This is a genomic window from Wolbachia endosymbiont (group A) of Machimus atricapillus, from assembly GCF_964027095.1.
Taxonomy (GTDB): domain Bacteria; phylum Pseudomonadota; class Alphaproteobacteria; order Rickettsiales; family Anaplasmataceae; genus Wolbachia.
Genome location: NZ_OZ034727.1, coordinates 1,338,281 through 1,354,748 on the forward strand (window position 1 = coordinate 1,338,281; position 16,468 = coordinate 1,354,748).

A 16,468-nucleotide genomic window follows, 5' to 3' on the forward strand; every position below is an offset into this window, starting at 1 on the left:
TTTGTCAAGCAAGTTTTTTTTCTACTGAATGACAGTTGTGGCTTGGGAGGTAGTGCAAGAAGTCTATTTCCACAAAAATGCTTCAATTTATCTTAACATTTTGTCAACTACCTTTATAGGAACGACAATTTAAAAGGGCATTTTTACATATTCCATATGGCTGCCAGTTGCACCCCTCACATGCGTAATCAAATTTCTTTAAAGACATTTTCTCTCTAATCTTTTTTACCGCCTCATTCCAAGTTAAAGTCTCGCCAATTTTTATTCCTAAAATTCCCATATGCCTTCTATCTAGCTCTAAAACTTTAGCTTGTTCGGTGCATTTACCTTGTTTAGTCTGGTTTGGGCAAGCACTACAAATACTATCAAGATTGCCAACTACTTTGATTTGAGTGTTAGGATCACTCATTACTTTGCTTGCTATCTTTTTATAATTTTCTACAAAACCCTGAGAATACCCATATCCCCGAAACGCGAGGGTGCACATGAAATGATGAGGACGAAACCTTATCACTTTTTCAAATACTGCAAAACCGCTACGAGTAGAAAAATTTTTACCAAACCAGGAAGGATAAATGGTAAAACACCCACCATTATTGCTTGTCCCAGACCCAAGTAAACAGCAAGCCAACTAACACCACAAATAAAGATTACAACTGTACCAGCCAGACAACTTAAAGAATTGCGCGCGAGTAATTCACATTTAAGGCTTAAGAGTTCATTTACTTCACCCATCACTATGACAGCAGCTAAAAAGCCAATTAAATATCCACCTGTTGGTCCGAGAAAAATGTGATAACCACCAGAAAAATTCGCAAAAACAGGAAATCCTGCTGCACCAAGTGATAGATATGTAAGCACAGAATAGAATGCTGTTCTGCGGTTAAATTTAAGCCCAATAAGCATTACTCCTAAAGTTTGCAATGTGATAGGCACAGGCTGCAATGGTACGCTTATTTGAGCCATCAAGAATAAAAGTAAAACGCAAGACAATATTTCAGCCAGTGTTGATCTACTGCTAGATTGTGTTATAAACATACCTTCCCAATAAAAATAACTTATAAAATATAATATATATAAGAGGTTTTGCAATTTAAATTTTGCTTATATTGTGCTACAATGAATTATTTATGCACTATTAAATTAAAAATGATAAGTAAACAAGATCTATTATCGTTGATGAAAGCAAGACACAGCGGACGTTCATACGATACTACAAGAGCAATATCTCAGGAAGACATGGATATTTTAATGGAAGCTGTAAGGCTGACTCCCTCATGTTTTGGTGATGAACCTTGGAGATATGTGATATGCAACAAACAGAACAATCAAAGCGCATGGGAAAAGCTGCTAAATTGTCTTGATGAATCTAATCAAAAATGGGCAAAAGATGCACAAGTGTTAATCATATCTTTCAGTGCTAAAAACTTCCGTAAACGAGGTAAAGGAGAAAATCTTTGGGCTAGTCATGATACTGGTGCAGCAAATTATGCACTTATGCTACAGGCTGCATCTGTGAACTTAATGGCTCATCAAATGGGTGGATTTGATAGAGATAAAATAGTAGAAAGATTCAACATATCCGATGATTTTAATGTAATGTCAGTGATAGCGGTTGGTTACGAAGAAGAGGGTGCTGAAACAAGTAAGAAAAAAAGAAGACCAATAGAAGAAATATTTTTTTATGATGAGTGGCCAAGGTCCTAAAAATTTTATCAAGATGCACGGTACTGGCAATAATTTTGTTATCATAGACTCACGTTCAACAAACAATTTAGACTGGAACTATAGACAAATTGCTGATCAAAGCAGTTGTGATCAAGTGATAATTATAACAATGTCTAATGCTGCAGACTGCTTTATACATATCTATAATGCTGATGGTAGTCGAGCTGAAATGTGCGGAAACGCAGCACGCTGTGTTGGATATTTGATAATGTCAGAAAAAGGTACTGAGTATATCACTATTGAGCTGGTAAACAAACGCATTTTAGAGTGTTTTAAAGTTGGTGATAAATCCATAAAGGTTAACATGGGTAAACCTTTGCTAAAATGGCATGAAATTCCCTTGTCTACTGAGTGTGACACTCTTCACTTACCTATAGAGCTTGAAATGCTAAAAGATCCTGTTGCAGTAAATATTGGTAACCCTCATATAGTTTTTTTTGTTGATAACATAAGTGAAATACCATTGCGAAATTTAGGACCAAAGCTAGAAAATCACGTACTATTTCCTCAGAAAATTAATATTAGTATTGCACAAGTTGAAAAGTCTGGAGAAATAGCTTTAAGAGTTTGGGAAAGAGGTACAGGCATTACTGCATCATGCGGTAGTGCAGCCTGTGCAGCACTTGTTGCATCCACACTACGTGGATATCTGACTGCCCAACAGACTTTAGTAGATTTACCAGGAGGTAAGTTATTAATCGAATGGGCAAATAACGTATTCATGACCGGTGATATAGGATTTTTGTGATCGTTGTTTTCACAATGCAAAACTACTTGACAAACTCCGCCAGCCCCCTTATTATGATAGTGAAGGTATTCAGTTATCTTCATCTGTGCAGATTAAACAGCAAGAAAACAACGTAGTTGGCGTCTTATTTTTAATTTTTTGCACTATGTGCACCTTATGTCTTCACAACATTTCTGGGTTTTTACCTATATAAGCTGAAACGCGCTTATAAGTCGTTTAAGACATTATAGTACGCCAATTTGCAGGATTAGAGAGTGACAACTAGCTAACACGGGATTTCTTTTGCCTTTTTTTCTGCTTAGTAAATTTCTTAAATATTTGAACTAAGGTGAGCTGCACTTAAAAGCAGCTAAATTGCAGTGTTTAAGACTTAAAAAAACGCCAATACAGAAAATAGACAATGACCAGGGCTTCTTTTGCCTTTTTTTTCGTTTGGTAAATTTCTTAACGTTTGTAGCTAAAAGAGCCCAAGAGAGGTGTCATCCCGCTGCTTGTTAGCGGGATCTGCTGAGATACCGTGGCGGCATGACGCAGAGCTCACGTTAGCTATACTTTTATACTCACCAACTCAGTATCCAATCTGGATCCCAGTGGGCTTTGTTGCATAGCAGCAGAAAAGCTAGTGATTACTGACTAAATTCATTATAAAATGACGATTTAAGGATAAATATGCCACAAAAAATGAGAGTCAGTAACCATAGAGAATATAACAAATTTCTAGAAAAAAGAGGAAATATTTTTCATTATATCAACGAAGCCATAGAAAATTGGTATGAAATTGGGCCAAAAATGTAGGGTGGCAACAATATTTACAGCAACAAAGTGGTAATTTTGATACATATAATAACCCATCTATTCAGAATAGGTTTGAGTGGGATTTTTAGAGGGATACATTGAACAAATAGGAAAAAATTTGCAGCTATTCACAAGCATCAAAAGAAACTTGATATTAAGATCAATGATTGCAGAGTTGATAAAAATAACATGGAAGATATCGAAATTGCTATAGACAGTACAGGAATTAGTATATACAACAACACACAGCAAAGAGAATAGCAAAGATAGAGAGTACCGCGGCTATAAACAAGTAAGAAAATTGCACATAATGTTGAGCAAACAAGTCATAGCTACAAAATACAGTAATGGCGTTTACTCTGATCACTATGGAGCATTGGGGAAATTTGATGTTAAATATGCTATAAAAGCTCTATAAGCTGTGTAATCAATATGGCATAAAAACGAAAATTCCTCCGAAAAACAACGCAGCAGAGCATCCAAAATTGGATTATATGCTTGATAGAAATGCCGCTATTCAGTTAATGAAATTACATGGTGAGAATGGTATAAAAAGATGGAAAGAAGAAGTAAATTACGGAAAAAGATCGTATATTGAAGGATTTTTCTCAAGGTTGAAGCGAATATTTGGGTTTAGTTTTAAGAATAAATCTGAGACAAATAGAGAGAAGAAACTGCTTATTAAATGCTACTTAATGAACAAATTTACTGCAATTGGTATGCCTAAATTTGAAATAGTCGCATAAAATTATTTACTCTGGAAAAAACTTACGTTGCTATGCAACAAAGCCCACTGGGATCTAGAAAAAAGAAATGTGGATTCCAGTGTCAAGGCACTGGAATAACACCACTTACTAAGTATTTAAACTATAATGTTCATCATTACACGCTGGCAGGATGTCATATATAGTGTTACCCAGGTAGCTGTGCTGGGGCTTATCGTCTTTAAGATCCCAATTAGATAGAAGGTTTATACTTTTTTCAAATCAAAGCTTGAATTTTTGCTTGAAAATCAATATATTATATATATGAAGTTTTAATTTAAGTTGTTATGTTGACCCCAATGGCAAGCTTATGTGTTGATAGCAGAACCAATCTCATGCAATATATTGCTAGAGTGCAAAAATTTCCTATGCTGTCTCAAGAGGAAGAGGTACGATTAGCAAAAAATTGGAACCAATATAAGGATATTTCTTCTGCTCATAAATTGATTACCAGCCATTTGAATTTGGTAGTGAAAATTGCAATGAAATTCAAAAATTATGGACTATTGTTGATGGACCTGGTCATGGAAGGGAATATGGGTTTAATGCATGCAGTAAAAAAGTTTAATCCTGATTTAGGGTTTCGTTTTTCAACTTATGCAGTGTGGTGGATTGAAGCTTCAATAAAAGACTTTATATTGAAATCTTGGTCGTTCGTGAAAATAGGCACAACGCAAGCACAAAGAAGATTATTTTTTAGTTTACGTAAAATAAAAAAAAGAATTTTACAGTATACAAACAGAGAGACTTTAAGCAATGAAGAAATAAAAGCAATATCTAATGAGCTTTCTGTATCCGAAGGAGATGTTCTGCAGATGAATTACCGTTTGGCTTGTAAGGATCAGTCGCTAAACGATTGCATAAAAATAGGTGATGACTCTAAAAGGGAGTTGCAAGATATGATCCCATGTAACTTGGTCAGTCAAGAAGTAACCTATCAGAATCATGAAGAAAAAGAATTAAAAGAAACAATTTTAAACAATGCACTAGCAAGCCTTAACGAAAGGGCAAGAGACATTTTTATCAGTAGATATTTGTCTGAAAACACTCAAACTCTAGATGAACTTAGTAAAAAATATTGTGTTTCAAGAGAAAGAATAAGACAGTTGGCTGAGCAGGCGATGGCTAAGGTAAAACAATATATACAATCAGAAAGTTTGAAATTTGGTTTGCATGCGTAGTTTTTTTATATTTCTAATATTTTTTTCAATAGGCGCTTTTGCATCGGTTAGTGATGTGCAATTGAAGGAAAAATACAAAGACTGGCTTGTATATACTGCATCAGAAGATGGAGAGAAAGTGTGTTACATTGTATCTTACCCTAAGACAAAAAGCGAGCATTATACAACCAATCGCAAGCCGTATGTAATGGTCAGTTATGTTGATAAAAAAGCAGATGAGGTAAGCGTTACCTCTGGTTTTCAGTATGATAAGGAGCCTGTAGCTCTCAATATCGACAAAAAAATTAAATATACACTGCCTATAATACAGGGAAGTTTTGCGTGGGCAGAGCATACAAAAATAGATCAAGATATCATTCTAAAAATGAAGCAGGGATTATCAATGGTAGTTAATGGAAAAACAAAAACAGTGACCATTGATGATACTTATTCCCTACTTGGTTTTCAAAAAGCGTATCAAAAAATGCATGATTTATGTCATACAAAGTAAATCATTGTAACAAAATACCCAGCTATAGTATAAACTGGACTACTCTTTCAATGGAAATATAAATAGCACTTTACTTTATATAGGATGTGGATATCATTTAAAATATATTTTTGAGAGTTAGCAATGTCAGAGGTTGCAGGTGTAGATACAGAAATCAAAAAGCAAAATTCTGTGTGCGAGCAGATGCGTTTTAGCGTGAGCCGTACAAGTCTTTTAAATACATTATCCAGAGTAAGTGGAGTGGTTGAAAGGCGTAATGCAATAGATGTTTTGGCATGTATAAATATCAAAGCACAACACGGCAGCATAAAATTAATGGCAACTGATCTTGACATTTCAATGTTTGCCTCACTTGCTGCAACCGTATTAACAGAAGGAGAAGTAAAAATTTCAGCGCATACTTTACATGACATAGTGAAGAAGTTACCCGCTGATTTGGATGTCAATTTTGAAGTAAACAACCAAAGAAAATTATTGATGTCTTGCGGAAATGCAAACTTTTCTTTACCGAATGTAGTTTCAAGCAGCTTTCCTGCTCTTGAAGAAGACAATTATAAACATGATTTTATTCTACTAAATACGGACCTGATAGACTTATTAACTAAAACAAAATTTGCTGTATCACTAGATGATACAAGGTATAATTTAAATGGAATATATCTACATACAGACGAGCAGTTTCTGTACTGCGTTGCAACTGATGGTCACCGTTTATCATGTATAAAGAGACCAAAGCCTGGGAACATCAATGGCGAATTTGGTGTGATCATTCCACGTAAAACTGTTATGGAGCTGTTAAAAATATTGGACGACTGTAATGAAATTAATGTAAAACTCTCAGACAGAAAAATCAAGTTTACATGCGGTGAATATATTCTAATATCAAAATTAATAGATGGGACTTTTCCAAATTATAAAGCAGTTATTCCAGCATCTCAAGATAAGCATATGATTATTGAAAGTAAAAAACTTTCAGATGTTATAGATCGAGTTTCCGTTGTTGTATCTGATAAAGTAAAATCCATTAAATTCTCACTACAAGAAAAGCTGCTGACTCTGCATTCAAACTCTCAAGAGTGCAATGATGCAACTGAATCCATAGAAGTGGACTACAATGAAGCCCCTATAGAAATAGGGTTTAACTCGCGTTATTTACTTGATGTTCTATCCTGCATAAAAAATAAATGTAAGTTTAGCTTAGCCGATGGTAATAGTGCTACAATTATCACTGATGAAGACGATTCAAGTGTATTATATGTAGTGATGCCAATGAGAACTTAAACTTGTCATCCCGCTTCTTGTTAGCAGGATCTGGAGATACCGTGGCGGTATGACACTTATTTCACTAAGAACGTTACTTTTTATTAAATTAGTAATCTATCTTTACCAAATATAAGCCAAAAGGTGGTGCAGTAACTCCAGCTGCATTTCTTTTGCATTGGTTTAATATATTTAGCATTTCTTGTGGATTAGTTCTATTTTTTCCAAATTCAACTAAAGTACCCACAATGATCCTCACTTGGTTATGTAAAAAGGAAATAGCAGATATTTTGATGTGTATATGATTCCCATTTTGTATTATATCGATATCATCAATTGTTCTCATCGGATTTGCGGCTTGACAATCTTTTGAACGAAAACTTGAAAAGTCATGTTTTCCAAGTAGATGTTTAGCAGCTTCACGCATAATATTTACATCAAGTGGGTTAAACACTTGCCATACATAACCTGTCTCCAGAGCGGCAGGAGCATAGCGATTAACTATTCTGTATTCGTAATATCTTTTTTTTGCTGAAAACCGTGCGTGAAACGCATCATCTACAACTTCTGCATTCAGTACAACTATGGGAATTGATTTTAAATGATAATTTATTGCGTTTCTTATTCTATAAAGCTCAAATTCCTTTTCCATATCAAAATGAGCAATTTGTCCTAAAGCATGAACCCCTGCATCAGTCCTGCCACCGCAGTACAAAGTAACTTTCTCACCACTAAAATTAAATATAGCATTTTCTATGGCTTCCTGGATTGAATTAGCAGAATGTTGCTGCTTCTGCCAGCCAGAGAAACTACTACCATTGTATTCTATCGTTATTTTGTATCGCACTGCAGAGTCTATCTAACTTTCTATCTTAATATAATTTAGGTAGCTAATTTTTCTACGATAACGTTCTTCGTTATTAAAAAACCCTTGGCAGGTTGTTCACGTTTGATTATCATGGAAGTTATACAAGTTAATAAATGATCCATGGCAAACAACTCAGAAGAAAGAAATAATGATAAGCAAAAAGCATTAGATAACGCAATAAGCCAGATTGAAAAAGCATTTGGTAAAGGTGCAATAATGAAGTTGAAGCAAAACCCTGTAGAGAAAATAGACACAATATCCACAGGATCAATTGCGCTTGATTCGGCTCTAGGTGTTGGAGGTCTGCCAAAAGGACGTATAATTGAAATATTTGGTCCCGAGAGTTCTGGTAAAACCACTCTTGCCTTGCACGTGATTGCTGAAGCACAAAAAAAAGGAGGATCATGCGCATTTATCGATGCAGAACATGCATTGGATGTCTTATATGCTCGTAAACTTGGGGTAAGCACTGATGATTTAGTAATTTCGCAACCAGACACTGGGGAACAAGCATTACACATTGTTGAGTACTTAGTGTGTTCTGGTGCGGTTGATGTGATAGTTATTGACTCTGTTGCAGCGTTAACTCCAAGAGCTGAAATTGAAGGTGATATGGGTGATCAACATATGGGGCTGCAAGCAAGGCTTCTAAGTCACGGGCTACGAAAGCTAACCTCTGCCGTTTCAAAAGCGAACTGTATATTGATATTTATTAATCAAATTCGTATGAAAATAGGAGTAGTGTATGGAAATCCTGAAACTACCACGGGTGGAAATGCATTAAAATTCTATACTTCTGTAAGGCTTGACATAAGAAAAGTTGGTGTAATAAAAGACAAAGAAAATATTACAGGCAATGAAACAAGAGTTAAAGTTGTAAAAAATAAAGTTGCTCCTCCATTTAGAGAAGCGAAATTTGATATAATGTACAATGAAGGTATATCAAAACTCGGAGAAATAATAGATATGGGAGCAAAGCTTGGTGTGCTTGAAAAAGCAGGTGCTTACTATTCATATAACAATACACGTCTTGGACAAGGAAGAGAGAATGTAAAAACTTACCTAAAAACAAACAAAGAAGTCGCAAATGAAATAGAAATGAAAATCAGAGATTTACTCAGAAATCATGATAATTCTATTATAATAGACGAGGATAGTGATCAACTTTTAGAAGAATCAGTGTTCTGATCTAAACTTAGTTTGTGTTGGATGGGTTGTTACAGTATGACGGTGTGTGCTAATCTGTAATGTTACCTTGTATCAAGAGGACTTTGCTGAAGCAGTTAAAAAAAGCTTTTCATGAGAAATTATAAATGATAAATTGTTAACAATAGGTTATTGTGAATAAGATTATGTGTTTTAGTTTACCTAATATAAACAGGGAAGGTTATTTATTTATAGTCGTTGCCTTTATAGTAACGTGTATAGCATTCTCTATATCTTGGGGGTTTGGTGTTACGTGCTTGTTTCCGACATTATTGTGTACTTATTTCTTTCGCGATCCAACAAGAGCTGTGCCAAACAACAAGGATCTTATATTAAGTCCTGCTGATGGTGTGATTTCAAAAATTGAAGAAGTTAATTATCCTTTATCGGCAGAAAATGGAGAAGAGAAGAAGTTCACGCTTGTTAGCATATTTTTAAGTGTTTTGAACGTCCATGTGAACCGTATACCAATATCTGGTACGATAAAGGAAATGAATTATAAAAAAGGCAAGTTTGTATCCGCAATGAGCAATAGGTCTAGTAATGAAAATGAAAAGCAGGTTATTGTGATTGAATACGAAAAGGGAAAAGAAATTATTGTGGAGCAAATAGCTGGATTAATTGCACGTCGTATCGTTTGTAATTTAGGAGTATCCCAGAATGTGAAAGCAGGTGAAAGGTTTGGAATTATAAGATTTGGTAGTAGAGTGAATATTTATGTTCCTGCTGATATAGAAGTCAGAGTTTCAGAAGGGCAAACTGTTATTGGTGGTGAAACAATTATAGCAAACTTAAATAAGGAAAACGTTCAAGAGAAGCTTACTTTTGACGTTATATGAATAACGATGGAAGTAACAGTAGATTCTTACCTATTACTAAATTATTCCCAAACTTTATAACTTTATTGGGTTTATGTTCTGGTCTCACTTCACTTAAATTTACATTTAATGAACAATGGGAATTCTCAGTAATTTTTATCATCATTGCAGCAATAATAGATGGAATGGATGGCAGAATAGCTAGAATTCTAAAATCAACTAGCGATTTTGGAGCCCAGCTTGATTCTTTTGCAGATTTTCTAAATTTTGGTGCAGCGCCTGCATTTCTTTTGTATTTTTGGAAGCTAAACGAAATCAAAGTCATAGGTTGGATTTTAGTAATGATATACGTAATCTGCATATCAATAAGACTTGCAAGATTTAATGTTTCGCTACACTCAGAACAATCACACTGGGAAAAATTTTTCTTTTCTGGTGTTCCAGCTCCAGTGTGTGCTTTACTTTCTTTGTTACCAATAATTATTACCTTTCAATCTCATGAGAGTGAATACTTACTTCTCATAGAGCGATTTTTTAACACAAGAAACGTAGCTTGTTACTTTCTGGCCATTTCATTTTTTTCGATAAGTCACATTCCAACCTTCTCTGCAAAATATATTTATGTTCCCAAAAGCCTATCCTATATATTTGTGTCATTTTTTGGAGTACTTATTATATTTTTCATCAGTAAGCCCTGGATGACGCTACCAATTTTAGGTGTAGTGTATGTACTTACTATTCCAGTAAGCACTGGGCTTTATATATATTACTCGTATAAAGCTCGTTAGCTATAAGTTGTAATAAAAAGTAGTGAGCAGCATGATTGTAAAAATAAGTGAACTGTTAAATTCATTTCTGTACATAAAGATATTCAACATTCCATTTATAATTATTTGGGTAATTGCAACTGGGGTTTTTTGTACCATCCAATTCAAATTCACTAACTTTAGATTGTTCAAGCATGGAATACAGACGCTATTCAATCTAAAGTGTAATAACAATAACAATGGCATAATCACTCATATTCAAGCGTTTGCAACAGTAATTTCAGGAACAGTTGGTCTTGGAACAATATCAGGAGTTGCAATAGCTATCACAATAGGGGGCCCAAGTGCAGTTTTTTGGATGGTAATTACCGGAATACTTGGTATGTCGATAAAGTTTGCCGAGGTGGTGCTTGCATTCACCTATCGCTCTGAAAATGCAACTGGCGGGGCTTTTTATTACATGAAGTACGGGCTTGCAAAAATTGGATTTGCAAAAACTGGTAGATTTCTTGCCTTTACTTATGCGATTATGCTACTTATTGCAATGATTTTGGGCGGTATACCATTTCAAGCGAATCAGATAGCAGCATTGTCAAATAACCTCTTCGAATACAACGCATCTATTATTATATCCCTGCTTGTCTTTATTGTAATATTGGGAGGAATAAAGCGCATTGCTTTCGTTTCAACGAGCTTAGCACCAATTATGATAGTGCTATATATGGGTATGTGTATATATTTAATTTATGTAAACAGAAGTAATTTGCTGAATGCTCTATCCATAATATTCCAAGACATCTTCAATAAATCAGCTATAGGAGGCGGAGTATTGAGCGGATTAATAGCAGGAGTGAGAAGATCAGTGTTTGCTAACGAAGCAGGTACCGGAACAGCAGCTATAGCACATTCAGCTGTAAAAGAAGAAGATCCAATTAAAGTTGGATGCGTTGCAATGATTGCACCACTTATAGACACAATACTAATCTCATTTTTGACTGGTATCGTGATAATTATTACTGGTATGCATAGCACTGATAACGTGGGTGATATTACACTAATTAGTTCGGTATTTTCAACAGTTTTGCCCTTGTTCAGCAAGTTAGTTTTTCCGCTAATGATGTTTTCCTTTGCATTTTCTACAATAATAGCTTATTGTTACTACTGTGAAGTTGCTCTGCTGTATTTATTTGGTAATAAAAAAATACTGATACCGTTCCAAATTCTTATAGTGGTTTCAGTATATATCAGTTGTATGTCAAAAAATATAGAATTTATATCTTACCTAGGCGACAGTTTGTTCATGTGCCTTATGATTCCAAATGCTGTTGCAATATATCTACTAAGAAGGGAAGTTTTGAATACAATAGATTCTTATTACAATTCTAAAGGGTATTAACATGATTTATAGATTACTTTGTATGGTGTTATTTTGCCTATTGTTTAATGATGTGTACGCTGCTTCAGGTTTTTATGAAAGTTATGATGCTGTGTTGAATGGAATAAATAACTTCATGAATGAAGTGCTGTTTTTCAAAATCCTTTACGTGCCATTTATAATCTTTCTACTAGCTTTTGGTTATGTGTTTCTAACATTACGTTTTGGATTTCTCAACATAAGAATGTTTAAGCATGCGTTTGCTATTTTATGTGGAAAATATGACACGAATCACCATGATGGTCATATTACGCATTTTCAGGCATTTATGACTGCACTTTCAAGCACAGTAGGCCTTGGAACTGTTGCTGGAGTCGCAATTGCAGTTTCAATGGGAGGGCCAGGAGCGGTGCCTTGGATGATGATTACAGGTTTTTTTGGTATGTCAGCAAAATTTGCCGAAGTGACTTTAGCATTTAGACATAGAACAGAAGATCAGGAGCAATTGTTTAGTGGTCCCTTTCAGTATATAAGGAATGGTCTGGAGGAATTTGGATTTAAAAAACTTGGTATTGTTTTAGCTGCAATATATGCAGTATTCTTTGTATTATCAGGTCTTGGTGGAAGTGTAGCGTTTCAAACCAACCAAATGGTTTCAATATTATCTGGCTATTCAAGTTGGGTAGATGGTCACTCTTGGTTTCTTTCTTCCATAATCTCTGCGCTGCTTGCTCTAGTGATTATTGGCGGAATTAAAAGGATAGCTAGAGTATCTTCTGCACTAGTGCCTATTATGTCACTCATATATATATGTAGCTGCCTTATTATTATTGGATTTAATATCCACAATCTTGGTCACACATTTAAGATATTATTTTCCAGCATGATAGATTTTAATGCTGTTGGCGGAGGGATGGTAGGAGCATTTGTTGCTGGAATTCAAAGAGCAATTTTTGCCAGCGAAGCTGGTGTCGGCTCTGCTGCAATTACTCATGCAACAACTAAAGATGAAGAACCAGTAAGAACTGGGCTTGTTGCTATGATAGAACCGTGTTTTGATACAATGCTCACTTGCTGTTTAACTGGAATAACGATAGTAATAACAGGTGCATACCAGACTAGTGTTGGTGAAGGGATATTAATCACTCAAAAGGCATTTGAAACTGTTTCTTCATGGTTTCCTATACTTTTAACCATAGCTGCACCTTTGTTTGCATTTTCTTCAGTAATTTCGTTTGTATATTGTTGTGAAATGGGGTGGCTATATTTATTCGGTGCAAAAAGTATAGTGATATATCGCATAGCAGTAATAATTGTAGCGTTTTTTTCTGCTCTTTCTAAAGATATAATGGCTATTGCCAATATCGGTGGAACTTTGTTCTCTTGTTTAGCTCTCATCAATATGACAGCGCTTATACTGTTTAGTAATCAGATTAACGATGAAGTTCAGTGCTACCTAAAAAGGCTGAGGAATAATAAAATTAATTAGGTTCTTGGTATAATGGAAAAGCATGTAGTCCTTATACTATCCTACATATTAGGTTCAATACCGTTTAGCTTAATCATTACAAAAATAAAAGGGATAAACTTAAGAGAAGTAGGTTCAGGAAACATTGGCGCTACAAACGTTGCAAGAACAGGAAATAAATGTCTTGCTGCTCTGGCATTACTTCTGGATTCCTTAAAAGGATTCATCGCAGTTTATATAGCACAACAATTTTGTGATAATAACGATTTTTATATATATGTATCTGCAATTTTAGCAGTTTTAGGGCACATGTTTCCTATTTGGCTAAAATTTAAAGGAGGTAAAGGAGTTGCAACAACTCTGGGAGTGTTGATAGCGTTTAACATACCTGTGGCATTAGTGTTTATATTTGCCTGGATAGTGGTATTTTTTATCTTTAGATACTCTTCTCTTGCTTCTTTGACTGCTACTTCAACGGTTGTAGCATGGTCCTTTTTTTTTCAGAGGAATTTGTTCTTAACATTACTAGTTATAGGAACACTAGTTTTTCTCAAGCACTACAAGAATATTATGAATCTTCTGCAAGGCAAGGAACATAAATTTTTATAATTCATGTGCTGACCCTGTTGCTTCTTATATTATCGATGTTTGGGTCGGTTAATTTTCCTGGATTAATATATTCAAGATTTTCTATTGTATCTACTACATTCTGTTCACTACAATCCAAGCTAAACAAATTTCTCATTAAAGGTATCTTGATTTCTTGAATAAAATTAGAAGTTATTTGGTTACTGCTATCATCTGACTTATCCCAGGCATTGAGGATTTCTTTATGATTCTTCTTTTTTTGCAGCTCTTTCTTAATAAACTCACATGCCTCATCTTCTGCACATATTCCAATTCTATCTTCTACAAGGTATTCTACTCTAATACCAGGGTGTATTCCTTCTAATGACTTTAACATTGCACCAATAATACCAGTAAAGCAGGTTTCAGGAACAATTGTTCCTTTAGCATAGTTCATGGCATACATTAAAGACTTTACTAACTCTTGCCTTTTTACTGCAACTGATTCACTATCTCCACTATTACAAGCCTTTAGAACCAAATATAAAATTTGCCCCCCCATGAGTCCAGAAACATGAACTTGTTCATCATTATTGCACCATTCATTAAGAAAGTTAATAAATTCTTTTTTATTATTGTTTCCAAGCTCTTTTTCCCCTTCTACGAACTTAATAAACTTAACAAATTCATCATTATGTATAACACCATTAGGTTCTGGTATCTTCTCACCATATTTATCTTTTAGTGTATTAATACTGTCAATAATGCTATCATTTGCCATATGAGGCATCATATGTTCTTTCATAGCATTTATTACATTTTTTGTACCAACTAAATTCTTATACAAACCATCGGAAAGTAGCTTTAATGAAGCTTTAAGTAAGGCTATAGGGTTAAGTGTTGCTGGCCTTGTTTCGGGCTGCAATAGGATTATTCCAATTGCCAATGGTATCGGCGCCAGCAGCCAAGCTAATATTAAAGACTTAGAGAAAAAATAATAAATTGTTAGCCCAGCAATACATGAAACTGCGATTGACTTGATTATGTTACCTTGACCAAATATTTTCCAATATTCTTTATTACTTATTTTTTCCCCACCTTTTATTTTTTTATATCCAAGAAATGTTTTAATTTCTGTATCATATAGAGTAGATACTAAGCTAGCTATTATCGAAGTAGGAATGGTTACTATAGTTAACGCATAATAAAAAGATAAATAGAGAGCAATTCTAACTTTACTGGAACCACTGCGAGGAAATTGTATTTGAGAGATACCTATCATAGCTTACCTTCAACATCATTACGCTCTAGTAATAGCATAGTAATTTAAAACGTCAATGTTTAAGTATCTTATTATCCGCACACTCATCGTATTCGATCTCGACTGTAGAGTGTGCTATCTCGAACCTATTTAGTAGTATTTTTTTTATCTCATACAAAATATCAGTGTGTTGTGCATCTTGCTTTACTTTGGCATGCATGGTAATTATAAAATAATTATCAGACAGTGACCATGCATGTATGTGGTGCACATCTATCACTTCAGATAATTCTGATGTGATCTTACTTTTTATTTCCTCAGTAGATATCCCTTCAGGTGTGCCTTCAAGAAGTATGTGGCAAGAATTCTTTAGAATTTTGTAGCCACTATTCAAAATGATTATACTGACAAATACCGATAAAATCGGATCCACCATTTGCCATCCAGTAAACATGATAATTATGGATGCAAGTATAGCAGCTACAGAACCTAAAATATCTCCTATAACGTGTAGTACAGCACTTTTTATGTTTATATTGCTCTCGCATTTACTATGTAATATAAAAAAGACTATAATATTAGAGATCAGGCCAAGTGTAGCAATTACTAACATTACTTTCCACTCAACATTTACCGGAAAAATAAATCTTTTTATTGACTCAATTATAATGATTACTGCAATGAAGAATAAAGTTAAACCATTAACAAATGCTGCAATTATCTGCAACCGATGATACCCGTATGATCTTTGCAAATCAGATTTCTTAGCTGAAAATTTGTGTGCTAACCAGCTTAAAACTAAGGCAAAGAGGTCAGTGAGCATATGCCCTGCATCTGATAGTAGAGCAAGCGAATGTGAAATTATTCCACCTACTATTTCCATAAACATTGTTATCGCAACTATTATTATGGAATAGATTAAGCGCTTGGACTGTGCTGCTGAGTGTTTGCCGTTATGCACTGCTGTCATATAAAATCTTTTCATGAACAAAAACGTGGGTAACACTGGGTTCGAACCAGCGACCGCTTGCACGTCAAGCAAGTGCTCTACCAACTGAGCTAATTACCCATCGTGGTTTTAGTATAGTGCTTTGGTGGAATGAAAGTCAATTTGCTTTTAAATTCTTACCCTATCCTAATGTAACGTTAGAATTTAGATTTTTTTTGTGGTC

General features: G+C 34.7%; 18 protein-coding genes and 1 tRNA gene. 13 read left to right on the forward strand and 6 right to left on the reverse strand.

Going from position 1 to position 16,468, the window contains the following annotated elements; genetic code table 11:
• Positions 1-103 precede the first annotated feature (103 nt).
• Positions 104-514, reverse strand: coding sequence for a DUF1284 domain-containing protein (locus tag AAGD68_RS06495; RefSeq protein ID WP_309165647.1), 411 nt, complete (start codon positions 512-514; stop codon positions 104-106).
• Complete coding sequence (locus tag AAGD68_RS06500; protein WP_264687867.1) at positions 511-1,038, reverse strand: biotin transporter BioY; 528 nt, start codon at positions 1,036-1,038, stop codon at positions 511-513. Before AAGD68_RS06500 ends, AAGD68_RS06495 begins: the two co-directional genes overlap by 4 nt.
• 81 nt (positions 1,039-1,119) lie before the next feature.
• Here AAGD68_RS06500 and AAGD68_RS06505 point away from each other — a divergent pair, with 81 nt between their 5' ends.
• The 7 genes from AAGD68_RS06505 to dnaN all read left to right on the forward strand — a co-directional run bounded on the left by AAGD68_RS06505 (position 1,120) and on the right by dnaN (position 6,987).
• Positions 1,120-1,707: a nitroreductase family protein gene (locus tag AAGD68_RS06505; RefSeq protein WP_253309416.1), complete on the forward strand. Its 588-nt coding sequence runs from the start codon at positions 1,120-1,122 to the stop codon at positions 1,705-1,707.
• Positions 1,688-2,476: a diaminopimelate epimerase gene (dapF, locus tag AAGD68_RS06510; RefSeq protein ID WP_341814388.1), complete on the forward strand. Its 789-nt coding sequence runs from the start codon at positions 1,688-1,690 to the stop codon at positions 2,474-2,476. Before AAGD68_RS06505 ends, dapF begins: the two co-directional genes overlap by 20 nt.
• A 669-nt stretch (positions 2,477-3,145) precedes the next feature.
• Positions 3,146-3,271 (forward strand): hypothetical protein, encoded by a 126-nt coding sequence (locus AAGD68_RS06515; protein WP_264732015.1) that lies wholly within the window; start codon positions 3,146-3,148, stop codon positions 3,269-3,271.
• Between the two features lie 524 nt (positions 3,272-3,795).
• Positions 3,796-4,017 (forward strand): hypothetical protein, encoded by a 222-nt coding sequence (locus tag AAGD68_RS06520; RefSeq protein ID WP_341814210.1) that lies wholly within the window; start codon positions 3,796-3,798, stop codon positions 4,015-4,017.
• A gap of 305 nt (positions 4,018-4,322) precedes the next feature.
• Complete coding sequence (locus AAGD68_RS06525; RefSeq protein ID WP_253309418.1) at positions 4,323-5,216, forward strand: RNA polymerase factor sigma-32; 894 nt, start codon at positions 4,323-4,325, stop codon at positions 5,214-5,216.
• A complete protein-coding gene (locus AAGD68_RS06530) occupies positions 5,209-5,706 on the forward strand; it encodes an invasion associated locus B family protein (RefSeq protein ID WP_341814211.1) in 498 nt (165 codons plus the stop codon). Before AAGD68_RS06525 ends, AAGD68_RS06530 begins: the two co-directional genes overlap by 8 nt.
• 123 nt (positions 5,707-5,829) lie before the next feature.
• Entirely contained in the window at positions 5,830-6,987 is a 1,158-nt protein-coding gene (dnaN, locus tag AAGD68_RS06535; protein WP_253309419.1) for a DNA polymerase III subunit beta, read from the forward strand.
• Positions 6,988-7,075: 88 nt separating this feature from the next.
• On the opposite strand, the gene truA is transcribed toward dnaN, so the two are convergent.
• The gene (truA, locus tag AAGD68_RS06540) at positions 7,076-7,813 is read right to left on the reverse strand and encodes a tRNA pseudouridine(38-40) synthase TruA (protein WP_096617503.1); all 738 of its coding nucleotides are present in this window, start codon (positions 7,811-7,813) and stop codon (positions 7,076-7,078) included.
• 141 nt (positions 7,814-7,954) lie between these two features.
• On the opposite strand from truA, the gene recA reads away from it, so the two are divergent.
• The 6 genes from recA to plsY all read left to right on the forward strand — a co-directional run bounded on the left by recA (position 7,955) and on the right by plsY (position 14,077).
• Positions 7,955-9,022, forward strand: a complete 1,068-nt coding sequence (gene recA, locus AAGD68_RS06545; RefSeq protein ID WP_265045175.1) for a recombinase RecA — start codon at positions 7,955-7,957, stop codon at positions 9,020-9,022.
• A gap of 164 nt (positions 9,023-9,186) precedes the next feature.
• Positions 9,187-9,879, forward strand: a complete 693-nt coding sequence (locus AAGD68_RS06550) for a phosphatidylserine decarboxylase (RefSeq protein WP_253309960.1) — start codon at positions 9,187-9,189, stop codon at positions 9,877-9,879.
• Positions 9,876-10,646 carry a CDP-alcohol phosphatidyltransferase family protein gene (locus AAGD68_RS06555; RefSeq protein ID WP_182183504.1) on the forward strand — a complete coding sequence of 257 codons (771 nt, stop codon included), beginning with the start codon at positions 9,876-9,878 and terminating at the stop codon, positions 10,644-10,646. Before AAGD68_RS06550 ends, AAGD68_RS06555 begins: the two co-directional genes overlap by 4 nt.
• A gap of 31 nt (positions 10,647-10,677) precedes the next feature.
• A complete protein-coding gene (locus AAGD68_RS06560) occupies positions 10,678-12,021 on the forward strand; it encodes an alanine/glycine:cation symporter family protein (protein WP_253309421.1) in 1,344 nt (447 codons plus the stop codon).
• A gap of 1 nt (position 12,022) precedes the next feature.
• On the forward strand, positions 12,023-13,489 hold the full coding sequence (locus tag AAGD68_RS06565) for an alanine/glycine:cation symporter family protein (RefSeq protein WP_253309422.1): 1,467 nt from the start codon (positions 12,023-12,025) through the stop codon (positions 13,487-13,489).
• 12 nt (positions 13,490-13,501) lie between these two features.
• On the forward strand, positions 13,502-14,077 hold the full coding sequence (gene plsY / locus AAGD68_RS06570; protein WP_253309423.1) for a glycerol-3-phosphate 1-O-acyltransferase PlsY: 576 nt from the start codon (positions 13,502-13,504) through the stop codon (positions 14,075-14,077).
• A gap of 1 nt (position 14,078) precedes the next feature.
• Here plsY and AAGD68_RS06575 read toward each other — a convergent pair whose 3' ends face one another.
• The 3 genes from AAGD68_RS06575 to AAGD68_RS06585 all read right to left on the reverse strand — a co-directional run bounded on the left by AAGD68_RS06575 (position 14,079) and on the right by AAGD68_RS06585 (position 16,365).
• A complete protein-coding gene (locus AAGD68_RS06575) occupies positions 14,079-15,317 on the reverse strand; it encodes a hypothetical protein (protein WP_265045177.1) in 1,239 nt (412 codons plus the stop codon).
• Positions 15,318-15,369: 52 nt separating this feature from the next.
• The gene (locus AAGD68_RS06580; protein ID WP_265017443.1) at positions 15,370-16,281 is read right to left on the reverse strand and encodes a cation diffusion facilitator family transporter; all 912 of its coding nucleotides are present in this window, start codon (positions 16,279-16,281) and stop codon (positions 15,370-15,372) included.
• 11 nt (positions 16,282-16,292) lie between these two features.
• A tRNA-Val gene (locus AAGD68_RS06585) sits at positions 16,293-16,365 on the reverse strand.
• Between the last annotated feature and the right edge of the window lie 103 nt (positions 16,366-16,468).

Excerpts from the sequence above, each read along its gene's own strand:
- AAGD68_RS06500 (WP_264687867.1), bottom strand. The coding sequence starts at position 1,038 with ATGTTTATAACACAATCTAGCAGTAGATCAACACTGGCTGAAATATTG.
- AAGD68_RS06505 (WP_253309416.1), top strand. The coding sequence starts at position 1,120 with ATGAATTATTTATGCACTATTAAATTAAAAATGATAAGTAAACAAGAT.
- dapF (WP_341814388.1), top strand. The coding sequence starts at position 1,688 with ATGAGTGGCCAAGGTCCTAAAAATTTTATCAAGATGCACGGTACTGGC.
- AAGD68_RS06515 (WP_264732015.1), top strand. The coding sequence starts at position 3,146 with ATGCCACAAAAAATGAGAGTCAGTAACCATAGAGAATATAACAAATTT.
- AAGD68_RS06520 (WP_341814210.1), top strand. The coding sequence starts at position 3,796 with ATGAAATTACATGGTGAGAATGGTATAAAAAGATGGAAAGAAGAAGTA.
- AAGD68_RS06525 (WP_253309418.1), top strand. The coding sequence starts at position 4,323 with ATGTTGACCCCAATGGCAAGCTTATGTGTTGATAGCAGAACCAATCTC.
- AAGD68_RS06530 (WP_341814211.1), top strand. The coding sequence starts at position 5,209 with ATGCGTAGTTTTTTTATATTTCTAATATTTTTTTCAATAGGCGCTTTT.
- dnaN (WP_253309419.1), top strand. The coding sequence starts at position 5,830 with ATGTCAGAGGTTGCAGGTGTAGATACAGAAATCAAAAAGCAAAATTCT.
- recA (WP_265045175.1), top strand. The coding sequence starts at position 7,955 with ATGGCAAACAACTCAGAAGAAAGAAATAATGATAAGCAAAAAGCATTA.
- AAGD68_RS06550 (WP_253309960.1), top strand. The coding sequence starts at position 9,187 with ATGTGTTTTAGTTTACCTAATATAAACAGGGAAGGTTATTTATTTATA.
- AAGD68_RS06555 (WP_182183504.1), top strand. The coding sequence starts at position 9,876 with ATGAATAACGATGGAAGTAACAGTAGATTCTTACCTATTACTAAATTA.
- AAGD68_RS06560 (WP_253309421.1), top strand. The coding sequence starts at position 10,678 with ATGATTGTAAAAATAAGTGAACTGTTAAATTCATTTCTGTACATAAAG.
- AAGD68_RS06565 (WP_253309422.1), top strand. The coding sequence starts at position 12,023 with ATGATTTATAGATTACTTTGTATGGTGTTATTTTGCCTATTGTTTAAT.
- plsY (WP_253309423.1), top strand. The coding sequence starts at position 13,502 with ATGGAAAAGCATGTAGTCCTTATACTATCCTACATATTAGGTTCAATA.
- AAGD68_RS06575 (WP_265045177.1), bottom strand. The coding sequence starts at position 15,317 with ATGATAGGTATCTCTCAAATACAATTTCCTCGCAGTGGTTCCAGTAAA.
- AAGD68_RS06580 (WP_265017443.1), bottom strand. The coding sequence starts at position 16,281 with ATGAAAAGATTTTATATGACAGCAGTGCATAACGGCAAACACTCAGCA.